At 47.1% G+C, this 11,501-nt stretch carries 11 protein-coding genes; 1 reads left to right on the forward strand and 10 read right to left on the reverse strand.

Translation table 11 applies throughout. The features are described 5' to 3' along the window. The 8 genes from HWQ67_RS06490 to HWQ67_RS06525 form a co-directional block, all read right to left on the reverse strand. On the reverse strand, positions 1–2,731 hold a 2,731-nt coding region (locus HWQ67_RS06490; RefSeq protein ID WP_218251860.1), incomplete at its 3' end, for a glycosyltransferase family 39 protein. Between the two features lie 323 nt (positions 2,732–3,054). Continuing rightward, complete coding sequence (locus HWQ67_RS06495) at positions 3,055–3,381, reverse strand: nucleotidyltransferase domain-containing protein (RefSeq protein WP_218251861.1); 327 nt, start codon at positions 3,379–3,381, stop codon at positions 3,055–3,057. Next, entirely contained in the window at positions 3,365–3,787 is a 423-nt protein-coding gene (locus HWQ67_RS06500) for a nucleotidyltransferase substrate binding protein (protein WP_218251862.1), read from the reverse strand. Before HWQ67_RS06500 ends, HWQ67_RS06495 begins: the two co-directional genes overlap by 17 nt. 62 nt (positions 3,788–3,849) lie before the next feature. Next, positions 3,850–5,529 carry a carboxypeptidase regulatory-like domain-containing protein gene (locus tag HWQ67_RS06505; RefSeq protein ID WP_218251863.1) on the reverse strand — a complete coding sequence of 560 codons (1,680 nt, stop codon included), beginning with the start codon at positions 5,527–5,529 and terminating at the stop codon, positions 3,850–3,852. A gap of 161 nt (positions 5,530–5,690) precedes the next feature. Next, on the reverse strand, positions 5,691–7,163 hold the full coding sequence (gltX, locus tag HWQ67_RS06510) for a glutamate--tRNA ligase (protein ID WP_218251864.1): 1,473 nt from the start codon (positions 7,161–7,163) through the stop codon (positions 5,691–5,693). A gap of 121 nt (positions 7,164–7,284) precedes the next feature. Then, on the reverse strand, positions 7,285–7,476 hold the full coding sequence (locus HWQ67_RS06515) for a type II toxin-antitoxin system HicA family toxin (protein ID WP_218251865.1): 192 nt from the start codon (positions 7,474–7,476) through the stop codon (positions 7,285–7,287). Beyond that, positions 7,473–7,673, reverse strand: a complete 201-nt coding sequence (locus tag HWQ67_RS06520) for a type II toxin-antitoxin system HicB family antitoxin (protein ID WP_218251866.1) — start codon at positions 7,671–7,673, stop codon at positions 7,473–7,475. Before HWQ67_RS06520 ends, HWQ67_RS06515 begins: the two co-directional genes overlap by 4 nt. A gap of 465 nt (positions 7,674–8,138) precedes the next feature. After that, positions 8,139–8,339 carry a type II toxin-antitoxin system HicB family antitoxin gene (locus HWQ67_RS06525; RefSeq protein WP_218251867.1) on the reverse strand — a complete coding sequence of 67 codons (201 nt, stop codon included), beginning with the start codon at positions 8,337–8,339 and terminating at the stop codon, positions 8,139–8,141. Between the two features lie 180 nt (positions 8,340–8,519). Between HWQ67_RS06525 and HWQ67_RS06530 the strand changes: the two genes are divergently transcribed. Continuing rightward, on the forward strand, positions 8,520–8,762 hold the full coding sequence (locus HWQ67_RS06530; RefSeq protein ID WP_218251868.1) for a hypothetical protein: 243 nt from the start codon (positions 8,520–8,522) through the stop codon (positions 8,760–8,762). A gap of 766 nt (positions 8,763–9,528) precedes the next feature. Here HWQ67_RS06530 and HWQ67_RS06535 read toward each other — a convergent pair. Together HWQ67_RS06535 and HWQ67_RS06540 are read right to left on the reverse strand one after the other, a co-directional pair. Continuing rightward, on the reverse strand, positions 9,529–10,374 hold the full coding sequence (locus tag HWQ67_RS06535) for a WD40 repeat domain-containing protein (protein ID WP_218251869.1): 846 nt from the start codon (positions 10,372–10,374) through the stop codon (positions 9,529–9,531). Next, positions 10,374–11,405 carry a radical SAM protein gene (locus tag HWQ67_RS06540; RefSeq protein WP_218251870.1) on the reverse strand — a complete coding sequence of 344 codons (1,032 nt, stop codon included), beginning with the start codon at positions 11,403–11,405 and terminating at the stop codon, positions 10,374–10,376. Before HWQ67_RS06540 ends, HWQ67_RS06535 begins: the two co-directional genes overlap by 1 nt. Positions 11,406–11,501 lie beyond the last annotated feature (96 nt).

The following is an 11,501-nucleotide window of genomic DNA, read 5'->3' on the forward strand; positions in this document are numbered from 1 at the left end:
CCAACACCGGCGCAAACAACCACCAGATCGCAGGATTGCCCATTGATACGATACTCGATACCTGCCCCGGAGGCAGATAGGACTGCCCGGCGTACAACCACAGGGGACGTTTCAACAGCGGCCACTCGTACCAGTTGGAGGAGAACGGATGGGTTGCCACCAGGTTCTTGTGATAGCTGAACATGTGTGTCTGACTTGCCTGCACGTAATCAAGAAATGGCCGCGTAGGCTCTGCCATCCACAGTGGCAGGTACGAAAGCGTGTAGATCACCGCAGGAACGATGACAAAAAACAATGTCGCCCACAATATGCTGCCCCTGACAAACACAAGCATATGCAGGAAGTGCTGCTTCTGAGAGTCTTTGTGCTTTGTGTGCTTTTTCTTTGATTTCTGAACGGATGGTTGTTCAACCGTCTTTTGGTACTGAGCGAATCGGAAGTACAGGGAGGCAAAAAACACAACGGCCAATCCCGCACCCGCATACAGACATATCCACTTTGTGGCCGCCCCCAACCCAAATGCTACCCCAGACAGTCCCAGTGGCATGAGCGTTTCCCTGAGCGGCCTGCAACGGAGGTTTGACAGGTAGTAGCGGTACATGAAGTAGTACATGAGGATTATAAAGCACACCGCAAATGTGTCAATGGTTGCAATCCGCCCCTGTACAAACCGCATGAAGTCAAAGCTCATCAGAAGTGCCGCTACAACGGCATACCTGGTGGAGTCAAAGAAGAGCCTCCCCATTAGGTACATGAGCACCACCATGGCAATGGCAGCCAGCGCACTTGTCACCCTCCAGCCAAAGGGGTTCATACCAAGTATTTTCACGGCGATGGCGATGAAGTGCTTGCCGAGGGGTGGGTGGGTGTTTTCATAAAACGGCGTTATACGGTGGACTTGCTCGTAGGCCGTGCGTGCGAAGTAGATTTCGTCAAAGTACGAACTGTTGAGATACGATGGCGCTGCGGGGACGGTGTTTTGTTCGTCGATGATGTTTTGTACCGTTCCGACGCTGTTAGAGGTTGGGTTGAGATGCCTGATGTTGCGTATCTTGATGAGCGTGTCGGAGGCGTCAAAGAAGCCAATTTCGGTGAGCATTGCCCCGGGCTTTTGGACGGTTAGCATGACGGTGTTTGCGGTGAAATTGACCCTTTCACAGCGCCACTCAAAGACAAAGACCTGTTTGATCGACGTAGCATTAACCTGTCTGCCGGCAGTATCGATGTAGTCTATGCCGTATTGTCCCTCGCCGATTCCGCCAAAGAAGCAGACCCTGACCACATCCTTTGTCGAGTCAAACTCGATGGCCGCCGATTCCGTCTCGGCGGCAGGTTTCCAGAAGGTCTCCGGAGCCGCAGACGACCCCAGTCGGTAAAAGATCAGCACCGCATTGAACAATACAAGTGCCGTTATAAAGACGTAGTCAAGGCGCTGTAGGGAACTGGTAACGGGTGTGGAGGACGAAAGGTCATAAGTCTCTGCTAGTGCCTGCATCTTTGATGAATCTTTGATATCCTGTGTTAGCTCTACCGCTCTGACCCTGTCGTGGACTATGTCGTTGGCAACGAGTACCAGGTAGATAAGGATCGCTACGTTTATGGCCGATATCACCAGCATCAGGGGGTCGGACACCGGGATGTGGAAGCTCCCACGCAGGGCAAGCCATAACACATCTGCCTGATTTACAAATAATGTAGCGGTGATTGCGCCGTATATGTACAGGATTCTCCTGTCTCTGCTCTGAATGTAGCTCAACAGGGCTATCAGCATGGCAGGAAAGAGGTAACGCTCGTGCATCTTTGAGGTCGTAACGTAGACTGCCGTGATGATAAACAGTGCGATGAGTGGGAGGTTTTGTGTTGTGCGGTTCTTATAGAAAAAGTATGACGCAACGCTGACCGTCCAGAGTATAAAGACGATGCCCCACGTGGAGTATGACAGAAAGAGCAGCCGTGAGTCATAGTTCTGAAAGTTGCCGCCGGTGAGGGCGAAGAGGTTAAAGGCATTGAGCGAGGCATATGGGTATGAGGCCAGGGTTTTTTGGTAGTGACTCACAATCCAGAAGACGCCCTTGTGTATGGAAAACGGGACAACGGCCAGTGCGAAAAGTCCTGTGGCACATGCACAGGCAATGACAATGGTCTTAAACGATTGTTTATTCCAGCCCTGGCCGATAAACGCAAATGCAATCACGGGCGTAAATATCAGCGCCTGGGGCTTGACCAGCACGGAGACGGCAAACAGCAGTGCCGCTGTTACGAGGCGTTGTCCTGTGATGGCCATCAGGGTTAGCAGGATGCAGAGTGTAAAGACGGCATCCACCTGTCCCCAGAGGCAACTGTTGACGAGCACGGCGGGGTTAAACGCATACAGGAGCGAAAGGACAAAGGACGCCTTGTCAGGGAGGCGTTTACGGGCAAGATGAAAGACGATTCCGGCGGAGATAATATCGGCGATTATGGGTGGCAGCTTGACGAGGACGAGGTATGCCGTTGTGGAGTAGGACATGGACAGGGCATCCCTGAGCTTGCCGATGAGGTACAGGACGTAGATGTATCCGGGAGGGTAATCGGCAAAAATCTCCCCGGAGTAGAAGTGCGCAAATCCCTTGTCGGCGACGTAGATGGCCCACGATCTGAAGCAAGCGATATCCGCCGGATACCCCTCGACAATCGTTGCCAGGTACAGCCTGAGCAAAAAGGCGGCAACGAGCGAGTATGTGTGCAGCATAAAAAATCTGCCCTTGCTGGAAAACTCCATTGGCAATTTTATCAGATTACGGTTGATTTATACCAGCACCATAGGTTGAAGGGGTGCATAAATTTTTGGTGGGCGTCATAAAGCCATTGTTTACCGAATTTTTGTACTTTTTATTATATCGCCTTTTAATGCGGTTTTTAAAAATGTATTCCCGTTCCCTTCCCTGTTCAAGCCAGGGACATGGTTCATGGGAATGACAAGAAATGATATTTTGCGCCCATATGTGCCTGCCCCTGGCTCGAACAGGGGGCATTGCCGCCGAAAAAGACCTGAAAGATAACGCTAATGTAACTCTATTGTTCTGCCTCCGGGTACTGAATGATTACATAGTCTTTCGATATCTCTTGCTGAAAGTCCTCAGGTACCCTTGCCCAGTCAAGCACGTCTATGAGGATTGGCAGTTCGCTTTCGGATAATACCTCTTTCAGGGTAGGCAGATTTTCCTGCGATCTGGTAGGCTCCTCAGGGTAGCGCAACACGATGTCAAGGTCGCCGGCATCGTGTCCACCGCCACTGACACGGCTTCCATAGGCCCAGACCTCCGCCCTGGGGACATACCGCCGTAGCAGGGTCTTGAGAGTTGCCAGGTACTCTGGCCGTATGTCAATACTCTGTGACATTGCCCAGATTGTATATCAGGCGCCTTGCATCTGCTATTAAATCGGGCAATAACGACAGGGTCTCCTCAGCAAAACCGGCTCCGTAATCATGCGCCGTATCGTTTCGGTTGTCACGGTATCTGAGCCAGCGTTGTACCTCATCCGTGCTGAGTAGCCCATGCCTTGCACCATAACGGAAGATGTCCTTGAAAACCAGCGTATCAACCGTCCCGGGCGTAGCAAAAAAGGGCTTTAACGCCTTTCTGAGCAGCTTTCCGGAAACCTCCAGTGTCAACTCAAACCCTTTGACTGTCGCGTTTCGGAAGACCTCATATTCGATGCTACCGATCTCGCTTTGCCGCAAAAAATCCAGCGATCTCTCAAGCGTTTCGATGCAGCGGTTTAAGTGTTTCGTGTTGATCGACATTTGGTGTATGAGGGAGGCAGGGGGGACGGTACCCCCCAAAACCCGCCCTTCTTACTTGCCCGTTACTTAATGATCTCCCAATCAGTTACAGGAACTAACCCAATTGACTTATAGCTCGATATATTTACGCCATCCATGTACCAGATAACGAGCAAGCCTGATGCCATGTTTTCCCATAGGACATCGCTCTTGCCGTCTTTGTTGAAATCATCCACCTGCTTTATATTCCAGTTGAGGTCAGAGATGGTTGCGGGTGACCCCATACTTGAAACGGAGGTGCCATCCATGAGCCAGATACCAACGTGTCCGGTGTCCGAGTTCCTCCACAGCAGATCGCTCTTGCCATCGCCGTTGAAGTCACCAACTCCTTCTATCTTCCACTTTAAGTCGGCAACCGTTGCAGGCGTGCCGTGACTAAGTATTGTCCCGTCTTCCTTCATGAGATATACATAGACCATCCCGGTTTTATTGTTATACCAGAGGATATCGGCAACACCATCAGCATTGAAGTCGTACTTTGGCCCCTTTGTGGTGCCACCCTTGCAGCTTGCTGCGAAGGTTGCGGTTGCTTTTTTGTTGCCCGACAAGGTCAGCGTACATATCGGACTTGTACCGGTGCAATCACCACTCCAGCCGGTAAAGGTTGAATCGCTTGCGGCAGTTGCCGTTAGTACAACGTTGGTTCCCGGAGCAAATTGATAACTGCACGTATCGCCACAATCCAATCCGCTTGGAGTGCTCAGAACAGTTCCATAGCCATCACCTGACTTGCTCACGGTTACACCGTATCCCTTGCTCAACGAAAAATCCGCTGTCTCCGTTGTGTCCTTCACCAGGTCAACCGTCTTTGTATCAGGTATGTAACCTGATGCAGAGGCCTTTACTACTACAAGTCCTGCCGGAACTCCCGTCAGTTTGTACGCTCCCTCGCTATCGGTGGTAGTTTTTACAATGCCGCCGGTACTTACCTCAGCACCGATTAACACCGTACCGGTATCAGAATCAGTAACAGTACCTTTTATCGTACCAGTGGACGTCACACCCGATGGATTTATCAGCAGCTTTACAAAGTCAACTGCATAGCCATCCCCGGCGCCTGTTGTGTTATCATCGAAATTGATGCTAATCTTTCCGCTACTTATCAGGTCGAGCTTATCGTCGGGGACCCTCACTGTGATGAGCTTGCCAATAGGGCCTGTCTGTGCAAGGGAGTTTATCACAACCTCCAAATCGGTTATCCGCACGTCGTTGATAGTTACCTCATATTGGGCATCCCACACCGGAGCCTGAAAGTCGTCAACAAATATCTGCAACATTGCAGAATTAACAGTCAGACCGTTGAGGGAATACTCCAGGACGATAGGCCTGACATTGTTTGCAGGTCGCACGGTTGAACCTGTGTAGCCGTCCTGCCCGTTTGGTGGGTGACCGTTATAGCTTGTGATAACCATGATCCTGTCTGTGCCATCGGGGTCTCTTGGGTCAACCGTCCATGGATAGCTGTGCGATGGCGTGCTGTGTCCTGAAAATGGATCATAACCGGCAGGCCATCCAAAGCCCAGATTGTCGATGTCCCCTGTGCGAACCATCATAGCGGCCTCTGGGGTGTTTGTCAACGTGACATTTGTTGTCGACCAATCCCCATCGTTAGCAGTCGTTGTGGCTGCCAGGGGTTGGGTCATCAGAACCAACATGCACATCATCAGTGCTATTAGTCCAGTTGCCTTTGCAAGTTGCCTCATACTCAGTTACCTCCGTTTAGTAGATTTTATAGTCTGGAGCAAACAGTTTAACTTATCCCTGTTGCGATTGTCAATGCGGCAAAGTCAGGGGGGTGATGAGGCACCCCCACCAAAAAGAAGTCTCCTTGCCCCCCATAAGAGTGCTACGTATAAGGATGCCTCTATCCGATCATTGCAATTGCCTTGTCCAGCCTCTTGACGACACGCTCCTTGCCAACCAGCTCAAGGACCTCAAAGATGCCTGGACTGACGGTGTTACCCGTGATGGCCACCCGCACCGGTTGCGCCAACTTGCCCAACTGCACCCCAAAGCCGGAGATCAATTCCAAAAACAATCGCTCGATCTCCGCTGCCCGAAAGTCCTGCAACTGTATAACGGCATCCCGTACTGCCAGCAGATATGCCTTAGAGGCGTCGTTGATGAATTTCTTGCCAGCCTTTTCGTCGATTTCGACGTCCTCCGCCATGTAATACTTCAGGGAGTTGGCCAGTTCCTCAAGCGTCCGGCAGCGCTCCTGGAGGGTCTTTATCGCCGCACTTAACCAGCCCGGATCAAAGGCGCCGCAGTCGTACCCACGGGCTGCAACAAACGGCTCCACAAGTGGTATAAGCGCCTCCGGGTCAACCCCCTTGATGTACTCGGCATTGAGCCACAACAGCTTCTCCGGATTGAACACCGCCGATGACTTGCCAACGTTGTCCAGGGAGAACTTCTCCGTCAGCTCCTCCATGCTGAAGACCTCCTGGTCGCCGCTTGACCATCCCAGACGCACAAGGTAGTTCAACAACGCCTGTGGCATGTACCCCATCTCACGATAGCTCTGCACCGACGTTGCCCCGTGCCTCTTGCTCAACCGGGCCTTGTCTGCTCCCAGGATCATGGGCAGATGCGCAAACTGCGGCGGCTTCTGACCAAAGGCATCGTATATGTGTATCTGCTTGGGGGTGTTGTTGAGATGGTCGTCGCCCCTGATGATGTGCGTTATGGCCATCTCAAGGTCGTCCACCACCACCACAAAGTTGTACGTGGGTGTGTCATCAGAGCGCATGATGATAAAGTCATCCAGAATGGAGTTTTCAAAGACAACCCTGCCCTTGATAAGGTCATCCACTACCGTTTCACCACTAAGCGGCATCTTAAAGCGTACCGTGGGTTTGATGAATCCTCCGGGCTCCTTCATATCCCTGCACGTGCCGTCGTACTTTGGCGGTTTGCCGGAAGCCAGCGCCCGCTTGCGTTTTTCCTCCAATTCATCGGCAGAACAGTAGCAGTAGTAGGCCATCCCGGTGTCAAGCAACTGCCGTACATATTGGTTGTACAACTCCGATCTGTCCGTTTGCCTGTAGGGACCATCGTCCCAACCCAGCCCCAACCACCTCATGCCATCAAGTATCGCCTCGATGTACTCGTCCGTGGAACGACCCCTGTCGGTATCCTCTATTCTGAGTATGAATGTTCCGCCATAGCGCCTGGCAAACAGGTAATTAAACAGCGCCGTCCTGGCACCTCCTATGTGCAGGTATCCCGTGGGCGATGGCGCAAACCGCACCCTTACATCTTTAAACAACTCTGCCTCCTTTGGTCTGTCAAGGATTGACTCCAATAATGTCGCCGTATTGTCTCTGTAACTCATATGTCCTTTATAATAGCACGTTTGAATATCGTTTGACAACCGCCAGGAATAAGCAGCAGAACAACCACATTTAACCGCAAGAGAAAAGAAAGTGTCGGCTCCGTCTACCCTTCACTGCATCTCATCTGATGTCGGGGATACCAAGCTGTCTGCATATTTCTATAGCAAATAGATTGGCTATTTCATTATGTCTTGGTATTGTTGCCGATTTATCTGATTCGTATAAATTAATGTATCTGCTATGTTTAGCGCCTTCTCTTGCTAACGCACAGCCATGATGTTCTATATACCTTATTAGCTCTTTTCTCTTCATACCTCCATTTCTTCTATAATCACCTTGCGATTTGGCAAGTTCTCTATATCGTATGGAAGTTGCATTTCCCTTATTGCATCAACCAGATTTTCTCTTGCCTCTTCTATAGTTTTCCCCTGTGTCATCGCACCAGGGACATCGTTCGTCCATGCAACCCACCACTTACCATCTTTAACAAATGTTGCCTTAACTTTCATGTTTTACCTCTTGATTGTGACCTTAATGTTATCCATAGATATTATAACAGATTTGTATCCTCTTTAATATTTCATGGTAACTATACTTTTACGCACCCTGGATTCCTGGTCAAGCCAGGAATGACACACTTGTAAACATGTCCCTTTAAGAGCACCCAAAACATTAAATCGCTGTCTGCCGGAAGGCGCTTTAATAAAAGCTCTTACTACTGACCAGAGATATCCAATAAATGGAGCAAGTAAAAAGGGGACGGCTCCATTCCCCCCTCACAGAATCTCACCTGATGTCGGGAATACCAAGCTGTCTGCATATCTTGATAGCAAAGACATCGTCAATTTCATTATGTCTTGGTATTGTTGTCGATTTAGCTGGTGCATATAAGTTGACGTATCTGCTATGTTTAGCGCCTTCACGTAACAATACACACAAATGTTTTTCTATATGCCTGATCAATTATTTTCGCTTCATACCTCCATTTCTTCTACAAAAACCTCAAGTTTTGGCAATTTGTCTATGTCACATGGCATTTGCATTTCCCTTACGGCATCGATCAGGTTCTCTCTTGCCTCTTCTATAGTTTTCCCTTGGGTCATCGCACCAGGGACATCGTCTGTCCAGGCAATCCACCACTGATCGTGACAAACAAATGATGCTTTAATTTTCATGTTTCACCTCTTTATTGTAAGCTTAATGTTATCCATAAGTATTATAACAGATTTCTTGCTGTAAAAAAAACTGGCGAATTGCCTCATCTAAAATCTATACGAAGTAAGACTCGTTGCCTCACATAAAAATCTATACTAAATTATAATAAACCTCATATAACAACATTATAGGAGGCAAATATGTCGTTAAAGATGAAAGAGAGGCAAGCAATAACAAAGGTATTGGCCAAGAGATATAAAACAGCAAATAAGAAGCAAAAAAAAGTGATTCTTAACGAATTCATAGACTTGACAGAATATGGCCGATGTTATGCGAGCTATTTGCTAAGGACACATGGAAAACAGACTATCTCAAGTAAGGCGTTACCTGTAAATAAATCTGACATTCCGCACACCCCTTTTCAAAAAAAGGAATTTACCTGAACCACAGATATCAATGTTAAACCTTGAAAAAATGAGAAGTTACGGGTACTTGAGCAGGTATAAAATATTGACTACTATTGATGCTATTCATGTGACCTTATAGGCAGATTAAAAAGTCAATAGGTATTAATAATACTATAAGCGTGTTTCTTAATCTGTTGTGTAAAAAACCAGCGTCCAATAATTTTCATTTTGGTTGAATAAGCCATTATGTAAACAATATCAAGTTCAAAATGTTTCATGCGGAATGTCGGATTATCGGTATATGCCATAAGTATATCCGCCGTGGAGATGCAAAACGAATTCCCGAATTGCGACACTTACTCTTTGAATATGGGGATATATCGTTAGCTGAAGATTACCTTAACTGTGGGAAAAGAGAGTTAGAAGAGGCTGCCAGAGAGTGGGCGGCTTCTAAAGAGTATATGATCATGCCTGGATTTGGTTCGGCTCGTGTTCGTTGGGGTAGTAGCCCGTGATATTGAACTTGAAATTTCCGTAAGCAGTACCAATAGATATAGCCAAAAGAATCAATACCTATGCGGTATACTGGCTCCTATACATCATTCTGGTGTGTATAATGCCTTATCTTTAGGTGTAATTGCATGTTTATTTGAGATGATCAGTTGCTGTGGATGTTTTTCACCTTCAGATTTTTATATGTATAAGGGAGTAGAATTTATGCTGACAACCATGACAGGACACATAAAAAGCGTAGCGTAATTTTCTGTTCCATTGCTACACAACCTCAAGTTAGAAAAAACCTCTATTTTATTGGCACGCAGGTGCATATCGTGTCACAGGTACAAAAAGTTCCCCCTCCGCCGGTAGAAGCAGGTGGGCTATATGAACCAGGAACGCAATTGCAAGTGCAGATTGCTCCAGGTGGTATAGGAGTACCGCATGGTAGTGTGTATGTGATAGTCCGTCCGTATTCATCGATACGAGTGTATTGATTAGCCTCATTACCTTTTTCCATTGCCTTTGGATCTAATAAGCACGTTATAAACTTCATGGAATCCATATCCCATATCTTGATGGTTTTGTCGTTTGAACCGGCGGCAAGTAACTTTCCATCAGGGCTGAAAGAGACGGAGTGAGTACTACGTCCTTCCAACGTACTGAGGAGGTCGCCAGAAGGCATCTCCCATATCTTAATGGTGCTGTCGCATGAACCAGAGGCAAGGAACTTTCCGTCAGGGCTGAAGGAGATGGAACACATCTCATGTCCCTTCAACGTTCTGAGGAGGTCGCCAGAAGGTATATTCCATATTTTTATGGTTTCATCGTATGAGCAGGAAGCAAGGATCTTTCCATCAGGACTGAAGGAGACAGATGTAACACCACCTGTATGTGCCTTGACGTAATTGGGACAATTGCCTTTTAATACATCATCTTTTATACTTTCCTTTGGTTTTTTCTCACTCGCAATAGACGCACTGAATCCAGTATTTAGAACTCCTAACCCAACAATAGAAGTTATCAAAAACCCCCTCCTGCCCATTTGCCAGGATGAGTCTATGTCTTCAATCCCATATAGACACGGATCCTCCGAACTGCCATTGGAATAAACTCTCTTCAACCTAAACTCAGGCTTCTCTATTTTATCCATTACCTATTGCCTCCTTTGTCTGTCATCCAAATTAATTCATTGCTTTTCCTTATTTTGCATAATATAAGGTATTTAGTCAATTCTCTGTTTATATAACATCTTTCCGTAGGGACAAAATTCTCGGTTTCAATTGGTGATAAGGTCTTTATGGCACAATCACCTGCGCAGTGCCATCTGCAATAGCACGATTCACAGTAAGGAATATTATCCACAACCCGTGAAAAATGTTTATTCAACTTTTCATTATCAACAATAAACCCAGCATTGCCATCGTACCTTCCCACCATAAACCGCTCACTCATAGGGTGGTCTCTACCATACGTTTCAAAGCATGTAGTTACATCCCCTTCTGGAGTTACAACGAATGCCCTACAGGACGCAAGGCAGAACCTTTGCGTTAGTACTTCTATCCTTGCGCCGGAATAAAACAATGTTATGCCGTGTCTTTCAGCGATCTCGTGGCTTTTTATAAACTGAGTGATAAATACGTCCAGATTCCTGATTTGCGAGACATTTTTTATTGCCCGTCCTTCCAAAAATACAGGCTCGACCTGTATTTTTTGGGGATTGAATCTCTCACATATGAATGAAACACATTCTTCTAAATAGTTTACCGATTCCTCCGTGACAGTTAGCCTGATTCCATAGTTAAACTGTTTCTCATCGAATGTATATAGTGACCGTGTTACAGTGGAAAATGATTCCGTGTTATCCTTGGTGGGGCGATGACGGTTCTGCACTATCGGTATACCATCAAATGACATGCTTATTTCGGTAAAATTACTTGTAATAAAATCAAGATTGTGCCCTGTCCAATAACCATTAAATGACCCCGTGATATGTAAGGCTTTTGAATTTTTATGTGCTTCATTCTTTACATATCGGACTGCTTTGGTTAATATATTCCAATTTAGTGTTGGTTCTCCCCCTCCGTGAAATCCTAATGTTATGGATTGAGAATTATTCTTTTTTGTTTCTTTTACAACATAATCTATCGCTGCCTTAGCTATCTCCCATTTGTATCCTCTCAAAAAAGCAGGGTAATTTTTATTTCACGTTTAAAAGGCATGGATTCCTGCTTTCGCAGGAATGACAGTTACAGCCGTTTTCCAAGTGTGTCATTCCTG

Source organism: Candidatus Magnetobacterium casense (assembly GCF_019173545.1).
Lineage (GTDB): Bacteria > Nitrospirota > Thermodesulfovibrionia > Thermodesulfovibrionales > Magnetobacteriaceae > Magnetobacterium > Magnetobacterium cryptolimnobacter.

Coding starts and splice junctions, on each gene's coding strand:
- HWQ67_RS06495 (WP_218251861.1), bottom strand. CDS start 3,381: ATGTCACAGAGTATTGACATACGGCCAGAGTACCTGGCAACTCTCAAG.
- HWQ67_RS06500 (WP_218251862.1), bottom strand. CDS start 3,787: ATGTCGATCAACACGAAACACTTAAACCGCTGCATCGAAACGCTTGAG.
- HWQ67_RS06505 (WP_218251863.1), bottom strand. CDS start 5,529: ATGAGGCAACTTGCAAAGGCAACTGGACTAATAGCACTGATGATGTGC.
- gltX (WP_218251864.1), bottom strand. CDS start 7,163: ATGAGTTACAGAGACAATACGGCGACATTATTGGAGTCAATCCTTGAC.
- HWQ67_RS06515 (WP_218251865.1), bottom strand. CDS start 7,476: ATGAAGAGAAAAGAGCTAATAAGGTATATAGAACATCATGGCTGTGCG.
- HWQ67_RS06520 (WP_218251866.1), bottom strand. CDS start 7,673: ATGAAAGTTAAGGCAACATTTGTTAAAGATGGTAAGTGGTGGGTTGCA.
- HWQ67_RS06525 (WP_218251867.1), bottom strand. CDS start 8,339: ATGAAAATTAAAGCATCATTTGTTTGTCACGATCAGTGGTGGATTGCC.
- HWQ67_RS06530 (WP_218251868.1), top strand. CDS start 8,520: ATGTCGTTAAAGATGAAAGAGAGGCAAGCAATAACAAAGGTATTGGCC.
- HWQ67_RS06535 (WP_218251869.1), bottom strand. CDS start 10,374: ATGGATAAAATAGAGAAGCCTGAGTTTAGGTTGAAGAGAGTTTATTCC.